A 22,890-nucleotide genomic window follows, 5' to 3' on the forward strand; every position below is an offset into this window, starting at 1 on the left:
TGAAATCCAGCAGTTCGCTGTAGCCAATTTGAATCCCACTCTGGATCTACGTCATAGCACCGCAATATCTCAGCATAGATTCCGCTAATGAGTAGCGGAATGACGAGTTTTACGCTTATCAAATTGCAGGTAAATCCTATTTAATACGCTTTTTCTAGTACTCTGCTTTTCTTCTTAAATGCATTGATCTTTTTTCTACCGTATTTAGTCTTTAACGTACTTGGCCTTTTAAAGACCTTTTTGCTGTTACGTTTTTTTAATTGCACACTACAATCAAAATTTAGCTCTCCTTCTTTGTCTGCCAGTGCAGGCAGTCTTCTCTTATCTTGAGGTGTAACAAAAGATAGCGCATACCCTTCAGCTCCAGCGCGTGCAGTTCTACCTATACGATGAATATAGTCAGCTTGCGATTGTGGTGCATCATAATTGATAACATGTTGAATGTGGGGAATATCAAGGCCGCGAGAAGCAACATCTGTTGCAACCATGATTTGATTACGGCCACGACGAAAAGAATTAATGACCCTTTCGCGCTTGTGCTGCCTTAAATCACCATGAATTGCTAAAGCGCTATAGTCATCTTTGTGCAATCTGTTAGCTAGCTGATCCGCTCCTCGCTTTGTTTTAACAAAGATAATGATTGATCCTTCGCGCTGACATAGTTGTGTAACAAGCTTTTCATATTTTTCTGATTCTGATGCATAAACAATTTCTTGCTTAATTTTTACAGAAGTTGTAACCTCACAATCAACAGAAATACGTTCTGGTCGATTAAGGTACTTCTCAGCAAGTTTTACTATATCTCCAGGAAGAGTTGCAGAAAACATAAGAGTTTGCCTTATTTTAGGCAAATGCTTCATAATTTCTTCAATCTGAACTCCAAAGCCCATATCAAACATACGATCCGTTTCATCAAGCACAAGAACGCTAACATTGCGAGTAATCAAAGTTTTACGCTCAATATGGTCTATAATACGACCAGGAGTACCTATTACAATTTGTGGTTTTTTCTGAAGCTGATTTAGCTGCCTAAAAATAGGCTCACCACCAATCAACAAAGCGACCCTTAGTGCAGAATTTTTAGATAAGAGTTTTCTTATCTCATTTGTTACCTGATGCGCAAGCTCTCTGGTTGGCACGATGACTAAAGCTGAACCAGTGTTAGGCTCATTCAGCAACTTAGCAACCAACGGAATAGCAAATGCTAAAGTTTTTCCAGCCCCCGTTTGAGCAGATCCGAGAATATCTTTACCTTGTAGCGCTAAGGGAATCGCTTGTATTTGAATCGGAGTTGGGACGAAAAGATTATTTTTATCTAGAGCTTGTCTAAGCGAAGCTGGGAGACCCATCTCATGAAAATTATTCACAATACGTTAATCCTGTTAAAAGACTTCATAATAGATTAATCTTCCAATCTTAAATTTATTGCAGATTTTTTATCTTCTCCGTTTCTACCGCGCTCCTCTTTAACCTCATAACTCACCCTTTCTCCTTTTATTCCCTTCTCTTTATTCTCTCCTTTAAGTGCCTCAGGTCTTATTCCCGAACGTTCCAATGTGCTAATATGTACAAAAACGTCACCCCCTTTACCTTCTGGCTTGATGAAACCATAGCCTTTTTCGGCATTAAACCATTTTACATTACCAAATTCCATTTAAACAACTCCTAAATTATTAACTAACATTACTAATGTGATGAAAAACTTTGAAATTACGATTGAGAATGCTTTAAGCTTAGCTATTGAAACTAAACCTTTATACTCCATAGTCTATTCTTAACATTACATGACAATAATACACAATTGTTGTACTTGATGCAAATAAATTTTTTAATCGTTAAGCGAACCTGCAACCGTCATTTCGCTAACTTTAATCGTTGGTGAATTAAATTGCCCACAAAAAGTTAGATCATCTGCAATGACTAAATTGCTAAACATATCCTTCAAATTGCTAGCAATGGTAATCTCATGTATTGGATACGTTATTTTTCCATTTTCTATAAAAAATCCGGAAGCGCCTTGGCTGTAATCGCCATTGATTAAATCGACACCAAAACCAAATAAATCAGTTACATATATTCCCTCTTTCACTTCCTGAATTAATTCTTCAAACGATACATCACCATTCTCAATGTAGAGGTTACTAGCTGCAGGAATAACTGCAGCATTACTTGCACGAGTTGCACTTCCGGTTGTTTCTGAGTCTAATTTTCTAGCCGAGTATAAGTCTAAAATCCAATTTTGTAATATTCCGTTTTTTACAAATATATTTTTCTTGCTAGTTATCCCTTCTCCATCAAATGGTCTCGATGCTATGCCTCTTGGCAACAATGGATCATCGATAATATTAATTCTATCGTTGAAAATCTGAGCGTTTAAACTACCCCTCAAGAAAGAACTGTTGCTTATAATACTGCTCCCATTTATAGCAGAAGCAAAACTTTTTACTAGCCCTTTTGCTGCTCTTTTTTCAAAAATAACTGGAAATTTACCAGTTTTCATTGTACGTGAATTCAATTGATCAACTGCTCTTTTTGCTGCTTCTTTTCCCATTAACTCTGGCAACTTTAAATCACTAAAATTACATGCTATATCATAATCGTAACCAACCTTCATTTCACTTTCTCTTCCAGCAACAACAGAGACCTGATTAGCAAAGGTTGATTTACTAAACGAGCCAATAAAACCAGAAACAGTCGATAATACTGTATTCACTAAAGCGTATGAAGAAGAGGCTCCTTCAGAATTAGTGATACTCTTATGTGCAAGGGCTGAATTTTCTGCAGCTTCAGCAATTTCTTTTAGGTTATCAACGGTTACAACATTATTATCTGAGATACTTAAATCTGCAGAAGAGATATAATTACTACCATTTACAGCAAAATTAATGCAAGGATCTTCTGGCGCATTCTTTGCCATTTCTACCACTTGGCTTACTGTATCACTCAGATTATTCAAATCGTTTGTAGAAATATACGCAGCTTTGTTTTTACCTGCTATAGCTCTGATTCCTACAGTGCAATTTTTAGATTGTGATATTTGCTCAATTTTTGATAGACGCTGAGAAACTGAAGTCTTATTAGTTTCATATATTGTAACTTCCGCATCTTGATTTTGCTTTTTTATTAGTTTAGTAATATCTGCTGCAATATTTAATATATCCATTTTCTATTCCTTAGATTTCTATAAAGATTCTGCACCACCTATAACTTCAATTAAATCAGTCGTAATCGCTGCTTGACGAGAACGATTATAAAGCAATGCTAATTTGTTCAGTATCTCTTTAGTGTTTCTGTTTGCTGATTCCATAGCAACCATTCTAGCACTATTCTCACTCGTTGCACTTTCAAGTAAAGCAGAGTAAAGAGCAATTACAACGTAATCTTGAACCAAAGATTTTAAAATAAATTCAATATTTTGTGGTTCATACTCATAGCCGTAATCTGTTGTTGGACCAGCCAGAGAGCTATCAATCAAGGATGAGTCTTTACTCCATGGTTTTATTGTTTCCAACATTGGTTTTTGCGTGAAGGTATTATAGAATTTACTATAAAAAACTTTAACTTTATCGTATTTACTTAAATCTATACCATCAACCAAAGCTTCTACGTGCTTTAACGTGATTCCCTTACTATTTTCAATTTTTAAGATACTTTTAGAGTCAAATCTATTTTTACCTACATCAAAAGCTTTTTTACCAAGAAATACAATATCTACTTTTTTGCCATTTGCGATTGACTTATTTACACGCTCTTGACTAAATTTGACAATAGAAGAGTTAAAGTTGCCGCACAAGCCACGATCAGACGCAATAATGAATACTAGGTAAGAACCGTCGTTACTGACATTTAGAATTTTTGCCAGTAATTCTTGATCAACTGATAGCATTAATGAAAAAATAATGTTATGCAGCTTAGATACATATAATTTTGAATTTAATAACTTCTTTTGGCTTTGTAACAACTTTGCTGCAGAAACCATTTGCATTATTTTCGTGGTTTTCTGTACAGACCTAATATTCTTAATTCTTAAGGATAATTCCTTTAAGCTCTTCATTTTGTATACAACCCTGATTTATTAAAATATATAACTGTTAGTGTCTAAAAGCAAGTTTTTTTGACATTAAAACCAAGTCTAGCTAAGAAACTTGCAGGTTTATTGTTTGGAGATAAGGATTATATTAAGAAAGTGCTCTAACTTCAGCAATATCAATGTGAAAGTAGTCTAATGGTAATTTCTACACTTTGTGGAATTTTATAATATATAATAAACACAATTAAAACTATTACAACTTGAACACTTATGATCCCATTGTTCTAGTTCCCTGTTACAATTTTTACATTTCCAGCTTGGATCAGGCAAAGCTTCTGAGCCCATCTTGTTTAGCCAATAAATTACCTTGTCGTGTTCTTGCAATGTAACCTTGAGTTGTATTACAATAAAGTAGATTGACATGTAATTAGCTTTTTTCATAGCAGTGTCTAAATATTGACTTGCAAGATCATATTTACCTGAACTCATTGAGGACAAAGCAAGTAAACAGTAACTAAAATAATAATCAGGGCGTAAGTTGTATAGTCTTTCAGCACCTTTACTATTTAAATTGATGTACATTTTAGCTGACTGAGGAGTAGGATTTACTGTATACTCTGCCTCTAGCACTGCAGAAGCTTTTCTGATTTTTCCAAGTTTAATATATAATTCTGCCTTTAAATAATTGATGGGCTGAAAAATTGCACTATAACGTTGTGCTCTAAATAAAGACTTTATAGCCTCCTTAAAATTTCCTTTACTTTCATATTGCTTTGCTAAAGCGCAATAAAACACTGCAAACATTTCTTTATGATCAAAGGGGAGAAAAATATTGGACTTAACTGCTTCCTTCAACCTCAAAATTGCATTAATCCAATCTTCTTTCAATATGCAATGCTCTATTTGAAAGGGAATAGATAGCATTTTATCGTTAATTGAACTAGAGCAATATTCTATAAATTTTTGAAAGACTACTTTTTCTTGTTTGAGGTGGACAATCAGCTTATTGGCTAGAAGTAGAGCTAAGTTACGATTTTTATTTGCAATATTTGTTAAACCGTTACTGAAAAAGCTGTAATTTCCCGTCTTACCTGAGTTAAAGAGCTTTATTAAAGACAACCTATCGCTCTCCTCACTCAGACTTTTAACTAGCTTTTGGGCATTCTCTATATTGTCTAAGTCTATGCTAAAGAAAGCTTCAAAGAGAAGCAATTCTTCCATATCCCTTCTTCTATTTCTTATGTTGGCAAATGTTGATGAAATGGAGGAAAAAAAGCGTACAAGTGTAATTAATAAAAATAATAAAACTACACAAGTAAAAATAATGAAATATAGATCAATACTTATAGTGTAATTGCCTAATTCCAATTTTATTACTTCACCACTTACCTTGACCCATATACCAAATAAAAACGAAAAAGCGAAAATTATAAAATAAATCATGAGATATATTGTAATAAGTGATGATATATTGTTGAAATATTCTTAGAAGCTACAATAAAACCATTCAATTTATTCAGCCATGGCTTGAATTCTGAATGCGTTAAATTGCTTACTGTAACAGTTATATTTTGCCAATCATTATCATTTATTGACTCCTCAATTTCTGCGAATTTTACTCTTAATGGATCATTTCGGTCGTCTACCTTTATCCAGTTTGAAATGATTTTTTTAGACAATGTACTTTTGTTGTAATCGATAGTATCAATAGTTTTTTCAAAAGATAACTTCAATTCGTGTAAGGTATTTATCTCTTTCAAATTTTCTAATTCATCTACTGCATTTTCTATCTCTGGATCGTCAAGCTCTGATATCAAAGGCTTTATTGAATTTATATGGTTATCAAATTTTGCTTCTCGCAATAACGAATTCTTCATTTTAACCACAAGTAATAGCAATTTTGCAAGGTTCTTACATCTTGAGTTATTATCACCTTGCTCACATTGAGTATGCTGACTTCTCTTGAGGTCAAATATCTTTTTTTCTATTCTAGATTGATTAACTTCAAGCAACATTCTAAATTCATCCATGTTTTCCGTTAAAGCTTTCACATTGTTTTCACTCTCTTGCTGATTTATTTTTAAAAAGATTATGTTATTTATTGTGATGTAACCGGTAAATAACAATACAATTAAGAACCAACCTATGTACTTTTGCTGAGTATCATTCATAACGTAGTATCTCCGCAGGATCTTGTGCAGCTGCCTGCAACGCAGGAGCAATTGTCGCTAAAAATGATAAGAGTAACGCAAGTGCAGAAATATTTACTACGTCTTGGGGTACTAATATCACTGGCAAACTTGAAAAAAAGTATATCATAGGATCAAACAGCTTGACATTAGTAATGTTTTCTAAAAACACTCTAATGCTTTCGATATTGAGAGAAAAAACGACACCTATAATACAGCCAAGACAAGTTCCCGTAAAACCGATTAATAGACCACAAGCGCAAAATATACGCATAACGCTTCCACTTGTTGCACCAAATGTACGCATAATTGCAATCGCGGATTTCTTTTCTTGCACTATCATCATTAAATTTGAGACAATATTAAACGCTGCTACAACTATAATCAAAGTGAGAATTAAAAACATCACATTTCTTTCAGTTTTTAAAGCACTAAAATAATGGCTTTGCTGTGATTGCCAACTTTCAGCTTCCATTCCTATTTCTTTTTCTATAGCATCTGCCAGCTTATCAGCTCTAGTAACGTCGTCTACAAGTACTTCTATATTTTTTATGCTATTTTTGTAATTAAAAAAGGCTTGTGCTGATTTTAGAGGCATATATATCAAGGTATTATCATACTCAAACATACCCATATCAAATATTGCTATAACTTTATATTTTTTCATTCGCGGCATTTCACCAAGTAATGCATCAAATTCTTCAGATGATATAAACGTAATTTCGTCGCCATAGTCAACGTTCAAAGCTTCTGCTAAGCGTGCTCCTATTATTATTCCTTCATCAAATTTTTTTACATCACCTATAATTACATTATTTGTAACGGCAGTACTATCAAGCAAGTCTTTAGTTGATACACCTCGCACTACGCTACCTGCAATTTTACCGTTTGCTACAATAATAACTTGATCATTGGTCATAGGAGTAGCTTTTAATATACCAGGAATTCTCTCAATAGATTTTGAAACTGCGTAGTAATCTGAATTTATGTTCCTATCAAAATAAACATTAATATGGCCATCAATGCCAAGTATTGAGTCAAGCAACTTTGCTCTGAATCCGTTCATCACAGACATCACCACTATTAGTGTTGCAACTCCAAGGGCAATGCCGATAATAGAGAACAAAGTCACTATAGAGCAAAATCTGGCATTTTTCGCTCGCAAATAGCAAGCAGCCATAGTAATTTCAAAGGCAATGGACATTACAAAATATTTTGAGGTTAAACATTATATTTTTGAAACTTCATATAATTGTAGACTTTTCTTTATTTGAAAACTAGAGATTTTTGCTTCCTTAAATTTAGCAGGCTTATAGAGTATCTTTAACATTAGAATTTCAAAATCTTCCATATACATCATCTAACCTCACTATATCATTATCAGATAAATGCTCTCCTATCTGAAATTCAACTATTTCAAGTGGAGAGCTTATGCTTCTATTTTCAATCCTATGGGAAACTTCCCTTGGGATTTCTATCATATGGTCTTTTGCTATAGCATATTCTTTGTCTTCTAAACTAACATACCCAACTCCTGATAGCACTATATGGTATTCATCTCTATAGTGATGGAATTGCTTAGAAGTGCAGCTTAATGGATTTATAAAAAGATATTTTATAAGAAAATTTTCGCTCATTAAAATTATACTACAAAATCCCCATGGTTTAACTTCTTTCCTTATCACCTTTACTTTCTTAACTTTATGAATAAATGAAATTAGACTTTTGTTTGGTTGCTTACAAGCTCCACCCAATAAATTTTTATTACTTTTTGTCGTTGAAACTGGTTCTTTTTCTCTAATCACATGCTGAAATGACACCAGTTCTTTACTAAACTTCTCACTCAATTCTAAAACTGAATTCCAAGTTCCAACATCCAACCAATCGAAATTAGCTTCTATCATTGCAACGTTTTTTGCTTTCTCCATCACCAAGTAATCAATGGATATGCCTTCAATTCCTGCAAAATCTCGTTGTTTTAAATACAGAAATCTCTCTTGCGGTGTGAAATATTTAAAACATAAATTGTAAAGATTCGGGGCAGATTTTTTAATCTCATCTATGTAGCGTTTTGCTTTAAACACAAATATTCCAGAGTTCCAATAATGATCGTTACTTAACTTACGCTCGGGCTTTTCTGTAAAATCTTTCACTATATGACATTTTTCTTTCTGATCATATATTGCATTTATATAGCCGTATTCAGAATTGAATTCATGAGGCTTAACCCCAAAAGTGACTATAGAGTTAGTTTCAGAGGCTAACTTAGACGCTTTTTGAGTAGAAGCATAAAAACTATTCAAATCACCTATAAAATGGTCTAAAGGCAGAATTAACATTATCTCGTTTTCATTGCAGAGAAGTGCAGCAATTAATATTGCCGCTGCTGTTCCAATTTTCACTGGTTCGAAAATCACTTTATATTCTTGCAGTGCATGCAATTCCTCCATCACTAATGACTCGTACTGTATATTTGTAGCAATTATGGGCGGCATATAATCGCTTTTTAGCCTCAACAAAGTGTTGTGAAACATAGTGTTCTGACTAAATATTTTCTGAAATTGCTTTGGCTTAGATAAAGGCCAAAGTCTGCTACCACCACACAATATTACAGGGCGCATTTAGTTAAGATGTTAATTAAATAATTAACATCTTATACTGAGGGCAAAATACATGCAAGTTTTTGTTGTGGAATAGTTAATAAAGAAAGTAAATGTTGATTTAAAGTAATTGCTAATGAGAGTGATCATGTGTAGCGCCTTGCCCTTGCTGTGGATTTCTTCTATTTTGTAATTCCTCAACATGACCTTTTCTTTTATCACTTAATATTTCACTACCCTTATTTTGTTCTTCCTCAGGACTCTTTAGTATTTCATTACTCTTGCTAACTTCTTTATCATTCCCTTGTTTCTTTGGCCTTCTAGCGTTAAGCTCATCCCATGTGCCCACTATACTAAGTGGCTTATGATCCTTTTGCTCTGGCTTTAGCCTTTCTCCATCTTTAATAACATTAAAGTCACTTTTTGCTTCTTCCCAACATCCTTTCAATTGGTGTTTCCACATAGTGAAGTAAGCATCACCATACTTCTTCTTATCTGCTACAAATAATAAAATTGGAGCCTTAAGTATGGTAGCTCCCATATCCACTAAATTTTTTACTGCCATTGCAGGAGTAAATAAAAGATAACCAAAAGACTTTGCAATTGGACTTTGTTTACCTATTAAATACTCCCCTAATTTCATAGGAAGAGAAGTCAACAATTTAGTACAAACTTTAGCTAAACTTGTAGCAAAAACGATAGGAACAGATATAAGACTTTTATCTAACTCTAGATTACCATTCTGATCTCTAATTTCTGAAAAATGGGTGCTTAGCTTCTTGTAATCACTAGTGTATAATAATTCTCCATTTCTTCCTTTTTCATCAACAACTTCCTGAACTTTACCTTCTTTATTTTTTACCTCTTTAGTTAGCACAGAAGAATTAGTTAATTCAAATGGATATTGAGGATCCTTAGTTTTTTCAGCTTCAAAAATTGGCACGTGTTTTTTCAAATCCATTCTCGAAAAGCCTAATGGCTCAAAATATGACTTATGCAACTCATTTATCGGAATTTGCTTACCCTGATTGTCTATATAATTGATAGTAAAATAAGATCTATCATTATCTTTATCTTTGGTAACTAAAGATAATCTGAAACTTGGTTGTTCTCCATTCTCATCTTTTTGACCATACAAAAGTTTATAGGTTGGATTTTTATCTTTATCTAGTATAGCATTTCCATGCATATCCCTGTTTTCTATGATTTTAGCAGACTGTACAATTTGATCATAATTTTTTGGATACTGGCATTTCCTTCCATCATACATCATTACCTTTCTAAGGTCTTCGACGTAAACTTGAGATTCAGGTGAAGTAAGCAGACCTTTTGCTTTAAGTGTAAGATCTATTGCTCCCTTTTTTAATGCTTCAAACATATTGTCAAACCAAAATCGCTATAATGCTATAGTTCAATAATAAAACTAGTACACTAATAATATATTAACACAGCACCGGTGATTTTACAAGAAAATACGCCTGTAGAAGATAAAGATTGTAAAAGCGAGGGTTATATAAGTAATGCTTGATAAGTACTTTATGCATGTAATTGTAAAAATCCTCAAAGGTACGCTGTGTATATAATCTTCGCATACTACCTGCATTCCAAGAACTGCGTGCCAAAAAATGCAAAACAACAATACAACAAAAAATAAAAGCTCTAGAGGGTGATTAATAAATTTTTCACTAAAAGACAAAGAGCTATCAGTATAAAATATGCAAGAAAATGAATAGATGAACCAAGGAAACAGGAACAGTAAAATTACCGCAGAAACACGCTGAACCCACCAATGATGTACTGAATTTCCAGACTGACTCATATAAACATAAATAAAAAAGCCATAGTAGAAAGAAGTAGCGTTACTGTCAGCAGTATAGCACTCCTTGAAACGCCAGTAATTTCTAAATTAAGCCCAGCATCCCACAATAAATGACGAATACCATTAAGAAAATGATATACAAAACTTATAAAACATAAGACATAAGCTAATTTAGCAACAGGAGTGAATAATAATGCATTTAAGTACCTTACTATAAGTAACTCAGGAAAGTAAACATGTAGTATGAAATACCAAGAAAGTATCATTAATAAAAGGAATAGCAAGATACCAGTCAATCTATGCATAATAGAGAAAAAACTAGTAACTTGTACTTTATATATTTGTAAATGTGGAGAAAGAGGTCTATCACTCATAAAATTCCGTTATCGGGAAATTAAAATAAAGTAGAAGTAAAGACAGCAGTACAGCACATAACAACACCATCATTAAAAATGGTAAGTTATGCGCAAAGCCTAAGGAGGTAATCCAGCTGCAGATTCCCCTACTGCTACCTTGTTACGACTTCACCCCAGTCACCGATCCCACTTTAAATAACTCCCTCCTTGCGGTTAGGTCGTTAGCTTCGAGTGAAACCAATTCCCATGGCGTGACGGGCAGTGTGTACAAGATCCGAGAACGTATTCACCGTGGCGTGCTGATCCACGATTACTAGCGATTCCAACTTCATGCACTCGAGTTGCAGAGTACAATCCGAACTGAGATGGCTTTTAAGGGATTAGCTTAGCCTCGCGACTTTGCAGCCCATTGTAGCCACCATTGTAGCACGTGTGTAGCCCACTCCATAAGGGCCATGATGACTTGACATCATCCCCACCTTCCTCCAGTTTATCACTGGCAGTTTCCTTAAAGTCCCCAGCATTACCTGATGGTAACTAAGGATGAGGGTTGCGCTCGTTGCGGGACTTAACCCAACATCTCACGACACGAGCTGACGACAGCCATGCAACACCTGTGTGAAACCCGGCCGAACCGACCCTATCCCTTCGAATAGGTATAATTTCCATGTCAAGGAGTGGTAAGGTTTTTCGCGTTGCATCGAATTAAACCACATGCTCCACCGCTTGTGCGGGTCCCCGTCAATTCCTTTGAGTTTTAATCTTGCGACCGTAGTCCCCAGGCGGAATGTTTAACGCGTTAGCTGTAATACAGAAAGTAAAACTTCCCATATTTAACATTCATCGTTTACAGCGTGGACTACCAGGGTATCTAATCCTGTTTGCTCCCCACGCCTTCGCGCCTCAGCGTCAGATTTGAACCAGATAGACGCCTTCGCCACTGGTGTTCCTCCTAATATTTACGAATTTCACCTCTACACTAGGAATTCCTCTATCCTCTTTCAATCTCTAGATTAGCAGTTTTAAAAGCAATTCCAAGGTTGAGCCTTGGGATTTCACTTTTAACTTACTAATCCGCCTACGCGCCCTTTACGCCCAATAATTCCGAATAACGCTAGCCCTCTCCGTATTACCGCGGCTGCTGGCACGGAGTTAGCCAGGACTTCTTCTGTGAGTACCGTCATTATCTTCCTCACTAAAAGAGCTTTACAACCCAAAGGCCTTCTTCACTCATGCGGCATGGCTGGATCAGGCTTTCGCCCATTGTCCAATATTCCCCACTGCTGCCTCCCGTAGGAGTCTGGACCGTATCTCAGTTCCAGTGTGGCTGATCATCCTCTCAGATCAGCTATAGATCATTGCCTTGGTAGGCTATTACTCCACCAACTAGCTAATCTAATATAGGCTCATCTAATAGCAATAAATTTTTCCCCCGTAGGGCGTATACGGTATTAGTTGCCGTTTCCAACAATTATTCCGTACTACTAGGTAGATTCCTATACATTACTCACCCGTCTGCCACTAAGTTATACCATAGCAAGCTACAATATAACTCCGTTCGACTTGCATGTGTTAGGCCTGCCGCCAGCGTTCATTCTGAGCCAGGATCAAACTCTCAAATTTAGACTTCAACCTATAAAAGGTTGAGGGTACATCGGATAAATCCGACAAAAAAAATAATTTAGCTTAATACTGCTGTCTTTATTTCTACTTTAGAAATATTTTAATCTCCAACTATTCAAACAACTTTGAGAACATTATTATGTGATATAATCACTATGTCAATATGTTTTTGCAAATCAAAAGCATTAATGTATAAATATATAACTATTCGGAATATTACCATGAAAAAATACATCTTTCTGCTTGCACTCGCGCCAATGTTAGTTGGCATCACATTATACTTATTGCGCAACATTGATAACACAAAACAATCTATAACTGCAGGTGACAAGTTTTACGAAGTATTATTCTTAAAAAAAGATAATAAGCCGCTGCTAGAAGAAATAGATTCAAATTGGGAGTATTTAGCAAATTTTGAACGCGCATTCAATCATATCTCAGATTCAATACCAACAGACACAGCATCTATTTATAATGATTTGGCAGATGATAAAGATGCTCCTGGTGTTTTGCGTGAGTTAGCACAATATTTAGAAGTAATGAGCTTACTTCACTCCAACGGTGAAAAAATAAATAAAGACAAAATTGATAATTTAGAATCAAGCACAGTATACCCTTATTCAAGCCAAGAAGCTATCGCTGTAGTAAAGATACATAATAACGACATTAAAGGTGCAACTAAAATATTGCGTTCCCTATTAAATGACAGAAAATGCCCTACTCTAATAAAGGCTAATGCACAAGAATTACTCCGGATATATGGGAGTTAACTCATTGGACTTTTTGCATAGCTTTTGGCAGCGCATCGGATGAAACGAAAAAACTTACTTAACACCCTTCGCCAGCCCCCTTATCGTGAAACTGAAGCTATTGTGTTTGCTTTCGCCAATCTGCAGATTAAAAGGTAAGGATTACTTAATGTATCGGCGTCTTATGTTCAATTTTTTGCAGTATATAGATACTGTATGTCTTTACAAAACTTCATCTACATCTAGATTTTTATCTAAATAAGCTGAACGCGCTTATAAAGCGTTACAAGACATCAAAAAATGCCAATACTCGACAGAGATAGTAAAAGACTAGCTAACTCGGGGATTCTTTGTCTTTTTTTTCTGCTTAGTAAATTTCTTAAACATTTGCAGCGTAGGTTAGTTGCAATTAAAAGCGGCTTAATCTTGCTTGTCAAGCGTTTAAAACATAAAAAACGCCAATATTTTAAAGCGGATAATAACCACGGGGCTTCTTTTGCCTTTTTTTTATTCGGTAAATTTCTTAATGTTTGTGGCTGAACGACAACCGTCATCCCGCTACTTGTTAGCGGGATCTCTTGTTAGCGGCTGAGATACCGCGAATGAATCGCGGTATGACGTAGGACTGCTGTCATTCCAGCGCGTGACGCTGGAATCCAGTTCTTATTACCTGGTGTAAAGTTAAGTTTCCTGGATCCCAGTGGGCTTTGTTGCATCGCTACTTATGAAAGGCTAACTATAGTTAGGATTATAAGCAACCTATTGAAAATCTTGTTTTTTTGCAATCAATCTGATCAAATTTAAGAATAGTAATTTGTTATTTATATTAATAAATTTAATTCTATTGAAAATAGCTAAAGCATTGAAATTCTTGAATTTTAGCCAGATTAGTGAGTGGTAGTGAAATTTCTTTTACTCAAATTTAGGTATTCACTGACCGTTCTTGTTATAAATACCAGAATAATAAGCTACTGATATTCCCTATCTTTTTTATCTTTAATCCATCATAGCTAGCGATGCAACAAAGCCATCCCAGTGTCACACACTGGGATGACACCATTCTTTTTCCTGGATCCAAGTAGTCAGGGCACTGGGATGACAGCTACCCTGACAATCGTCACCCCGCTGCTTGTTAGCGGATACCGCGGCGGTATGACGTAGAAGTTATACTTTTATGCTTACCAACTTAATAAAATTCCTGGATTCCAGTGTCAGCTACTTTCATGACACCAACAGTTGATATTGGTTTGTTGCTTTGCTAGCCAACTACTAGCTATGCCTCAAGTTTCCTATTCAAAATTTTCAATATCAAATCCAATTCATTTGGATTATCATACCGTATCATAACTTTACCCTTAGAATTGTTGTCATTAATTTTGATCTTTAAACCAAGTTGAGAAGATATAGCGCCTTCTATTACTGTCATATCTTGATTTCTAGTATCCCTCTGCTCTTTTTGATTGTTGTTTTGATGTAGGTCCTTTATCAGTTTTTCAGTTTGTCTAACGCTTAAGCCCTGAGAAACTATTTTTTCTGCAATACTTTCCGCATTTTCAACATTAATCAACGCTCTTGCATGACCCATAGACAATTTTTTCTCATTGATCATTGTTTTCACCCTATCAGGGAGCAACAACATCCGAATCATATTGGTTATGTGGCTGCGGCTTTTGCCTATAGCTGAAGCTAATTCCTCATGTGTATAGAAAAACTCATCTATCAGTTTTCTGTAAGCTTCACCTTCCTCTATTGGATTAATATCTTGCCTTTGTATGTTTTCAATAATGGATACTTCCAAGCATTCCTTGTCGTTCAAATCTTTTATGATAACCGGTGCACTATTAAGGTTTGCAATCTTGCTTGCTCGCCAACGACGTTCTCCAGCTATTATTTCGTAACCATCATCATTTGAATCTTTGCGTACCACAATGGGCTGTATAATGCCACTCTTCTTTATCGAATTTGCAAGTTCTCTTAATGACTCCTCGTCAAAATGTTTCCTCGGTTGAAATTTACTTGGGTGCAGTAATGAAATAGGCAAATACTCTTGTCGATCTTCTTTATTATCATAATTATCGCCTATGAGACCGGCAAGACCTCTGCCGAGGCGTCTATCATCCTTCATACCACGCCCTTGCTCACTAGCTTCTTCTCCTTACAACTGCTCGCGTGCTTTTTTAAAATTTCCCTTGCCAAACTTATATACGCTTGTGCACCAGGACATTTAAGATCATACACAATAGCAGGTTTTCCATGAGAAGGTGCTTCTGATAACCGTACGTTACGTGGAATAACAGTCTCATACAATGGGATGATAGTTTTGTATACTTTATCATTTAAATACTGACAAATATCGTTTTTAATCTGCTCACTAAGTTTGTTGCGCCTGTCATACATTGTTAACACTATCCCTTCTATTGCCAAAAAAGGGTTTAGGTTATTCCTTTTTATTAGCTCCACAGTTTTAACTAAATGGCTTAATCCTTCCAGAGCAAAAAATTCACACTGAAGAGGAACAATAATAGAATTAGCAGCAGTCAAAGCATTTATGGTCAGAAGCCCAAGTGATGGAGGGCAATCGATGATTATATACTCATAATTATCGCGTATCTTCTCCAATGCGCTTTTTAGTACGAATTTTCCTCGCTCAAGTTGCGATAATTCAATTTCTGCAGCTGACAAATCAACTACTGACGAAATTAGCGATAAATTCGGAATTTCCTTTATATTGAAAATTGCCGATTCTATCAATTTATTTTCGCTGCTTAGTAGTATTTTGTATATATTTTTTTCTTCCCTACTACGATAAGAAATCCCGAGCCCGGTGCTAGCATTTCCTTGAGGATCAAGATCTACCAATAAAGTGCTTTTTCCCACAGCAGCAAAGGCTGTCGATAAATTTATACTAGTTGTGGTTTTGCCAACTCCACCCTTTTGATTTACTATTGCAATAATCTTGCTCACGCCTTTTATCTTATGTATAAAATAATTCTATTGTATATATGCAAGAAACTTTTGCATTAGAAAATTTTTTTGTTGTTAACCACACTAAAATTAGACTGTCTTTTTTGCTTTGTGTAACACACTTTGAACCTTGTTTCCTAATTCATTCAGAGTGAATGGTTTTGGCAAAAAGTGAAAATCTTCTATATTGATGTCATCACTCTTTAAAAAAGCATCTTCTGCATACCCAGAAATAAAAATAACGTTGATATTTGGCCTATGGATCAATGCTTCTTTAACTATTTCTGGGCCGCTCACCTCTGGCATGATTACATCAGTGATTATAAGATCTATGTGTTGACTTTTTTTACTGATTATTTCTAGCGCCTCGCTGCCTATGCTTGCTTCTATTACATCAAATCCTTTTCTTTTGAGTGCTTTAGAGATGAATTCCCTTACTGAATCTTCATCTTCGATTAATAAAATTATACCATTACCTTTAATTTCACTTACTACCGGTCTTTCTGTTTCTTCACTATCTTCCTCTCTATCATTTTCATCTGATATGTAAACCATGGGCAAAAATATGCTAAATTTAGTTCCATGATTTACTTTGCTAGCAACATAGATGTATCCTTCAGTTTGTTTAATAATGCCATATACAGTAGAGAGGCCAAGACCTGTACCAGAGGTAATATCTTTGGTAGAAAAAAATGGATCAAAGATCTTTTCAGTTGTATCACTCGTCATTCCACATCCAGTATCAATTACTTCAATCACAACATAATTTCCATGTTCAATCGCTTCCTTGTCTGGAGAAAACATATCCTGAGGTGTAGAATTTAATGAGTCAATCTTTTGATTAAAGGTTCGTATAGTTAATTCTCCGCCCTTTTCCATAGCAGCACTAGCATTGACTGCTAAGTTAAGTATAACTTGCTCTAATTGCCCTTGATCAGCCCTAACAGCACCCAAGTCTCTACCATAATAAATATTAAATTTTATATTTTCACCTATTAATCTTTTTATCATTTCATAAAGATTAGCTATAGTATTATTTACATCAATAATTTTTGGCTGCAAGGTCTGTCTTCTTGAGAAAGCAAGCAATTGTCTTACTAAATTTGATCCACGCTTTGCATTTTGCTGTATCTGTATTATATCTCCAAAAGATGGTTCACCAGCTGAGTGTTGGAGTAAAAGCAAATCGCAAAATCCTATTATCCCAGTCAATATATTGTTGAAATCATGCGCAATACCACCTGCTAACTGCCCTATAGCTTGCATCTTTTGATAATGCTCAAGCTTTATCTCTAGGTTTTTGTGTTCAGTATTGTCAATAAAATAACAAAGTATGAAGATCATTTTATTATGAAGAAACTTATTGAAATATATTTTTATGTTATTACCGCCGTTGAGCTGTACATCAAAAGACGCATTATTTATTCTATTACTCGAAAAATATTCACGTATTTTCACATGATAACTATCCAATATCAACGTAAAGATTGAATTATTATCTGACCCTGCAAGCTTTATTAGTGCCGTATTTTTCTTTACAAAGTTGCCGTTTATGTCACATTGTGCAATAGCAATTGATGAATTTGCAAAACAAGGGTGTAATTGATAATCAACAATATTTGATTCGGTTGGTGTTATAAAGCCATATATATAGCTATGGTTGTATTTATCACAAAATATAGCAGTGCTCATATAAGCCTTGAATGGAATACCACTTATAGTAAAAAACAAAATTTCATTATCGGTTGTTGTATTGTTATATTTAGATTGAGATATAAAATCACTGATTGAGCTACCTTTTTCCAGTTTTTTTAGTTCAAATATGTCTAAAAATCTTTTATTTACAGATAAAATCACCCCTTTGGCATTTGCAATGTAAGTTCCTATGCTGTGTTTTTCTATTAACTCTTCATATATCTGCTCCTTGTTTATCTGTGTTGCTTTTAACACAAAATACCCATCTGGCCTTGCTATTGGCACTAATGATAAATTTAAAATCTTATTACTATTTATAGCAATTTGGGGATTATCTGGTATCGGCTCAAAGAGCAAAAGAAAGTTAGATACTCTATTCTTCTTGTTTAAGGAAATGCATACCTGTACAGAGGAGTTATTTTTTAGTGCATGATAGAGTACTTTTTTGTCTGCTTCTGAAACATCTCCTATTTCAAGAATCTTGCCTAACGTAATGTCATCATCTATATGATCTTTAAACCTTTCGTAGAACCTTGCATCAGCATAAATAATACCTTCATCTTTATGTAAAATAAGGCAAAATTCTGTATTATGATTTAGTGCATTTGCAAATATTGCATTTTGAAATTCTATAGTATTAAGTAGGTATCTGTAGCGTTTTACATTATACATCATAAAGAGAGTTGTTAGAATGCTAACTAATAAATTAATCTCTATATTAATATGCTGACTATATATATCAAAAAAGTAGAGTATCGATATTGCTACTGGAGGTAAGAGCATAATAACTGCCATCACAACAATTGACATTCCATAATTTCTTAGTATGAAGTCAACCCTGTTCTCTTTTTTGTTATCTATGTATCTTTTATTCATTATTGTTACTTGGCATTGTTGTACATACGAAAATATTCTATTATATTGATTTAATTATTATAGATTTATTAACGTCTTTGATAGATAATTATCATCCAAATCTAATTAAGTTCCTTAAATATCAGATATAACAATGTTAATAAGCTAGCAAGAGGATATTATGGAAAAACAAAAAACACAAGCATTTAAATGGTTCTGTGCACTAAGAGATAAGATCATAGAATCTTTCTTATTAATTGAAAAACAATCATCCGCAGAACCAAAGATCGAAAAGAGAAAGTGGGATCGCCCAGGTGGTGGAGGTGGTGAATCTACAATTATTTTTGGTAATGTTTTTGAAAAAGTTGGAGTAAACGTTTCAAAAGTACACGGAAAATTTGCAGATTCAGCTATCAATGAAATTCCTGGTGCAAGTGAAAGTAACGGAGAGTTCTGGGCAAGCGGTATATCTTTAGTGTCTCATATGCAATCGCCCCTTATCCCTGCAGCACATATGAACACAAGGCTGATATATACTTCAAAACAATGGTTTGGTGGAGGAATGGATTTTACGCCAATATATAAAAATGAGGAAGATTGCAAGTATATTCATGAATTAATCAAAATGACATGTGATAGATTTGACACCGGATATTATCCAAAATTTAAAGAGCAATGTGACAACTATTTTTTCTTACAACACAGAAAAGAGCCGCGTGGCATTGGTGGTATTTTCTATGATAATCTGAGTTCTGGCAACTGGGAAAACGATTTTGAGTTCACAAAAGCAGTAGGTGAAGCCTTTTTGGAAATTTATTTGCACATCATACGTAAACATATACAAAAATCTTGGACAAAAGAACAACGAGAAAATCAATTAATAAAACGTGGCAGATATGTAGAATTCAATCTGTTATACGATCGTGGCACAAGGTTTGGTTTAGTGACTGACGGCAATCCAGATGCAATTATGATGTCAATGCCACCACTTGTTAAGTGGTTATAGAGAGCTGCTATTAGTAGAAAATAAATCATCATAGTTTAAAATTGTACCATGGTAGTGAGCTTTTATATAGGGGGTATAATCATGGGCATAATAGATAATTTTTTAATTAAATCTGTCAAAAACAATGACATAAAAGGTGTTAAACTGACTCTAATTCTCTATGATGCATTAAATAGTTTTAGAAAATTCTTTTCAAAGACTATGTCTCTCAAGAATACCATACGCGTCAAGTTAAGAGATTGTGAGCAAATTTAGAGAGGTTAAAGTGGATACTCTAGCCCTTCTACGTTTGTCTTTTAATGAAAATCGCGACCAAGTTATAGTGAGTTTTTTAAGAAATGCTTTTAAACTATTAATTTTGGTTAATACTAAAAATAACTCTCTAACCCGCCTTTTTAGCTCAATAAATGCCTTTGTTAAGCTAAGTTCTGTATTCTTTTTCACTTCTGTGCAACCAACTATGCCGTGAAATATAAGAATTGCGCACAATTTAGCATATAGTTCACATAATACTCTGCATGGCTTTCCTTTTAGCTTATCAAGCCTGGTATGGCTTTTATACAATTTAAATAATAACTCAATTTGCCACCTTACTCTGTAAATCGTTAATACTTGCTCAGCACTAATTTTATTTTCTGGAACATTAGTTATAAATATTGACCAGTTCAACAATTTTTGATTTCTTTTAGAGGATGTATATCCCTGCGATCTTGCTAATCTATTAGCTTTCCTTCTTCTGGCCATATTCAGTTAGTTTCTGACATATAATTCTTACTCTAATTTTTGCTTCTTTTCCTAACAATACCTCGTTTTCTAAAAATAACTTATCCTCTAAACATTCTAATAACTCCATTTTTTGATTTGTTTCTACATCATATATGTTGGTATCAACGACTTATGAAATAAGCTCCTATTTCATTGATTTGTTTAAAAGAACTTGGCACAAAATAACCGAGATCAGATATTAGCAAATCATTGCTTAATATATTACTTAAATGTTTCCTATATCCCTGGTCTGATCTTACCCCCTCCGTTAAATTAAGTTGGTCTATTATCTGATTCATGTAGTCGAAAACTAATTGTAACTTTATTCCAGACTTAGTATTGCTTTCATAGCCACTGTAGCTAGTACCATAACCTTTATACATCTCTTCCATACTGTTAGGTATAGCTACTGTCCAATAATTTAACACTATTAAATTGCTGTAAGATTTTGCAACCAACTTGCAAGATATTTTTAAAGAGAATCACAGATTCATTATACATCCTTTTCATAAATTCCACTGCTTCTTCAGTAAATCTAAACTTGTTTTGTTATATCTATCGAGTCCTCGTTTAGTAATTGAAACATTGTTTCTACGCTACAATTATCAACTCCTATATTACCCAAGACCATGGCTTTTACGAATGATGAACCTTTTAGCTTTCTCTTTCTTTTTATAAACCTTGTTGTAATTGAGATTTTCTCTGCTTTTTCATTAAAAAATTCTTTGAGCTTTTTTGATAAGCAAGTTATTTTATTCATTGGTTCTCTCACTAAAAGTATATCTGGGAGAACTTATACCTTATTATTCTATCTCTTTCATACCTTTATTTCCTTAACTTGACGCGTATGCTTTTTTGAACATTCCCAACGAAAAGAGAAAAACAAGGTTTAATTTTCTTTTTTATTTGCGATTTATCTATTAATTAACCGTGAAAGGTTACGTGTAATGCTTCTTCACATAATTATCAATAATTGCCTTAAATTCTTCAGAGACATTATCACCTTGTAAAGTTTTGAAATATTTGCCGTTTTTGTAGACTGCTGAAACAGGTTTTTCTCCATATCCAGGTAAGCTGATTCCCAAATTTGCGTGTTTGCTTTCTCCAGGACCATTTACTATGCATCCCATAACAGCAATGTTCATATGCTCTACACCTGGATTTTTTTTCTTCCACATCGGCATATGAGTTTTTATATAGCCATTCACCTCTTCAGTTAATATACGAAAACGATCGCTACTCGTGCGCCCACAACCAGGACATGAATTAACCTGAGGGTTAAAGTGTCGCAAGCCTATAGACTGCAATATTTCCTGACACACCACCACTTCATTAGTACGCGATTCACCAGGACGTTGAGTCAAAGAAGCCCGTATTGTATCTCCAATGCCATTTTGCAATAAATAAGTAAGCCCTGCTGCGGTATTTACCACACCTTTATTGCCCATACCAGCCTCAGTTAAACCCAAATGCAGCGCATAATTGGAAGATTTTGCAAGTGCCATATAAACTAAAATTAAATCTTGTACTTTGCTAACTTTACATGAAATGATTATTTTGTTTGAATTTAGACCAATTTCTTCAGCTTTTTTTGCACTATCAAGAGCAGACATTACAAGTGCTTTGCGCAGTATAACGTCAGAAGGCCTTGAATTACTAAGCGAAGAGTTTTCATCCATCAATTTTTGCAAAAGGTATTTATCAAGACTACCCCAATTTACCCCAATTCTAACCGGAAGATCGTGCATTATTGCATACTCTATAACCCTTTCAAACTTCTCATCACGTTTGTTGCCAAAACCTATATTGCCTGGGTTTATCCTAATTTTACCCAGCATTTTGATGTTGTCTGGATAATCTTGAACTAATTTATCTAGCTCATACTGACCACAGCCTACCAATATTTTACCGTCAAAACCTTCTTTATTTATCTCTTCTACTATATAAGGTATGGCTCTTGCTACCTCCTCTGAGTTCAAGGCAATTCGCACCAATTCTGAACCTGTACGCGCTAGTTCTGTTATTTCTTTTGCATAATGTTTTGCGCTACTTTTTATATTATCAGCATCTATATGCACGCCAAGCGCCATAGATTGTACAACTACAGGATTATTTCCGCCTATCTTTACTTTCCCAACTTCTACAACATGAGTTTTGTGCATGGAAATCTGCGATAATTCATATGTATTATCATTCAATATCAGGTCTTTATCTAGCATATTATTAATGGCCAATATTG

General features: G+C 34.5%; 18 protein-coding genes, 1 rRNA gene and 1 pseudogene. 3 read left to right on the plus strand and 17 right to left on the minus strand.

All coding sequences use genetic code 11. The annotated features are described in order from the left end of the window. Nucleotides 1-140: 140 nt before the first annotated feature. The 12 genes from ACEL90_RS00470 to ACEL90_RS00525 all read right to left on the minus strand — a co-directional run bounded on the left by ACEL90_RS00470 (nt 141) and on the right by ACEL90_RS00525 (nt 12,617). On the minus strand, nt 141-1,367 hold the full coding sequence (locus ACEL90_RS00470; protein ID WP_423348987.1) for a DEAD/DEAH box helicase: 1,227 nt from the start codon (nt 1,365-1,367) through the stop codon (nt 141-143). A gap of 35 nt (nt 1,368-1,402) precedes the next feature. Further along, entirely contained in the window at nt 1,403-1,654 is a 252-nt protein-coding gene (locus ACEL90_RS00475) for a cold-shock protein (RefSeq protein WP_006279919.1), read from the minus strand. Between the two features lie 174 nt (nt 1,655-1,828). Beyond that, entirely contained in the window at nt 1,829-3,163 is a 1,335-nt protein-coding gene (locus ACEL90_RS00480) for a TldD/PmbA family protein (RefSeq protein ID WP_423348988.1), read from the minus strand. An 18-nt stretch (nt 3,164-3,181) separates the two neighbouring features. Beyond that, on the minus strand, nt 3,182-4,054 hold the full coding sequence (gene atpG / locus ACEL90_RS00485; RefSeq protein ID WP_010081973.1) for an ATP synthase F1 subunit gamma: 873 nt from the start codon (nt 4,052-4,054) through the stop codon (nt 3,182-3,184). Nucleotides 4,055-4,252: 198 nt separating this feature from the next. After that, the gene (locus ACEL90_RS00490) at nt 4,253-5,473 is read right to left on the minus strand and encodes a heme biosynthesis protein HemY (protein WP_423348989.1); all 1,221 of its coding nucleotides are present in this window, start codon (nt 5,471-5,473) and stop codon (nt 4,253-4,255) included. Further along, nucleotides 5,470-6,201 (minus strand): hypothetical protein, encoded by a 732-nt coding sequence (locus ACEL90_RS00495; protein ID WP_038250643.1) that lies wholly within the window; start codon nt 6,199-6,201, stop codon nt 5,470-5,472. Before ACEL90_RS00495 ends, ACEL90_RS00490 begins: the two co-directional genes overlap by 4 nt. After that, nucleotides 6,194-7,423, minus strand: coding sequence for a lipoprotein-releasing ABC transporter permease subunit (locus ACEL90_RS00500; RefSeq protein WP_423348990.1), 1,230 nt, complete (start codon nt 7,421-7,423; stop codon nt 6,194-6,196). The genes ACEL90_RS00495 and ACEL90_RS00500 overlap by 8 nt, the downstream gene beginning before the upstream one ends. Nucleotides 7,424-7,556: 133 nt before the next feature. Continuing rightward, a complete protein-coding gene (locus tag ACEL90_RS00505) occupies nt 7,557-8,840 on the minus strand; it encodes a sugar phosphate nucleotidyltransferase (RefSeq protein ID WP_423348991.1) in 1,284 nt (427 codons plus the stop codon). Nucleotides 8,841-8,952: 112 nt separating this feature from the next. After that, nucleotides 8,953-10,197, minus strand: coding sequence for a hypothetical protein (locus ACEL90_RS00510; RefSeq protein ID WP_423348992.1), 1,245 nt, complete (start codon nt 10,195-10,197; stop codon nt 8,953-8,955). An 84-nt stretch (nt 10,198-10,281) separates the two neighbouring features. Further along, entirely contained in the window at nt 10,282-10,638 is a 357-nt protein-coding gene (gene sdhD / locus ACEL90_RS00515; protein WP_423348993.1) for a succinate dehydrogenase, hydrophobic membrane anchor protein, read from the minus strand. Further along, on the minus strand, nt 10,635-11,012 hold the full coding sequence (gene sdhC / locus ACEL90_RS00520) for a succinate dehydrogenase, cytochrome b556 subunit (protein ID WP_007548462.1): 378 nt from the start codon (nt 11,010-11,012) through the stop codon (nt 10,635-10,637). Before sdhC ends, sdhD begins: the two co-directional genes overlap by 4 nt. 100 nt (nt 11,013-11,112) lie before the next feature. Beyond that, nucleotides 11,113-12,617, minus strand: a 16S ribosomal RNA gene (locus tag ACEL90_RS00525). A 155-nt stretch (nt 12,618-12,772) separates the two neighbouring features. Between ACEL90_RS00525 and ACEL90_RS00530 the strand changes: the two genes are divergently transcribed. After that, nucleotides 12,773-13,387 carry a hypothetical protein gene (locus ACEL90_RS00530; RefSeq protein WP_423348994.1) on the plus strand — a complete coding sequence of 205 codons (615 nt, stop codon included), beginning with the start codon at nt 12,773-12,775 and terminating at the stop codon, nt 13,385-13,387. A 1,252-nt stretch (nt 13,388-14,639) separates the two neighbouring features. On the opposite strand, the gene ACEL90_RS00535 is transcribed toward ACEL90_RS00530, so the two are convergent. The 3 genes from ACEL90_RS00535 to ACEL90_RS00545 form a co-directional block, all read right to left on the minus strand. Further along, entirely contained in the window at nt 14,640-15,491 is an 852-nt protein-coding gene (locus ACEL90_RS00535) for a ParB/RepB/Spo0J family partition protein (protein WP_423348995.1), read from the minus strand. After that, entirely contained in the window at nt 15,488-16,330 is an 843-nt protein-coding gene (locus ACEL90_RS00540) for a ParA family protein (RefSeq protein WP_423348996.1), read from the minus strand. The genes ACEL90_RS00535 and ACEL90_RS00540 overlap by 4 nt, the downstream gene beginning before the upstream one ends. 90 nt (nt 16,331-16,420) lie before the next feature. After that, nucleotides 16,421-18,901, minus strand: coding sequence for a response regulator (locus tag ACEL90_RS00545; protein WP_423348997.1), 2,481 nt, complete (start codon nt 18,899-18,901; stop codon nt 16,421-16,423). Between the two features lie 160 nt (nt 18,902-19,061). Between ACEL90_RS00545 and hemF the strand changes: the two genes are divergently transcribed. After that, on the plus strand, nt 19,062-19,886 hold the full coding sequence (gene hemF, locus ACEL90_RS00550) for an oxygen-dependent coproporphyrinogen oxidase (RefSeq protein ID WP_423348998.1): 825 nt from the start codon (nt 19,062-19,064) through the stop codon (nt 19,884-19,886). A 48-nt stretch (nt 19,887-19,934) separates the two neighbouring features. Beyond that, complete coding sequence (locus ACEL90_RS00555; protein WP_423348999.1) at nt 19,935-20,141, plus strand: hypothetical protein; 207 nt, start codon at nt 19,935-19,937, stop codon at nt 20,139-20,141. Here the strand turns inward: ACEL90_RS00555 and ACEL90_RS00560 are convergent. Together ACEL90_RS00560 and ispG are read right to left on the minus strand one after the other, a co-directional pair. Continuing rightward, nucleotides 20,118-21,411 (minus strand): annotated as a pseudogene (locus ACEL90_RS00560) (IS4 family transposase). The gene ACEL90_RS00555 and the pseudogene ACEL90_RS00560 sit on opposite strands and share 24 nt — an antisense overlap. A 178-nt stretch (nt 21,412-21,589) precedes the next feature. Beyond that, nucleotides 21,590-22,870, minus strand: coding sequence for a flavodoxin-dependent (E)-4-hydroxy-3-methylbut-2-enyl-diphosphate synthase (gene ispG / locus ACEL90_RS00565; RefSeq protein WP_423349267.1), 1,281 nt, complete (start codon nt 22,868-22,870; stop codon nt 21,590-21,592). Nucleotides 22,871-22,890 lie beyond the last annotated feature (20 nt).

The sequence above is a fragment of the Wolbachia sp. wLmal genome (genome assembly GCF_049435495.1).
In the GTDB taxonomy this organism is placed as follows: domain Bacteria; phylum Pseudomonadota; class Alphaproteobacteria; order Rickettsiales; family Anaplasmataceae; genus Wolbachia; species Wolbachia pipientis.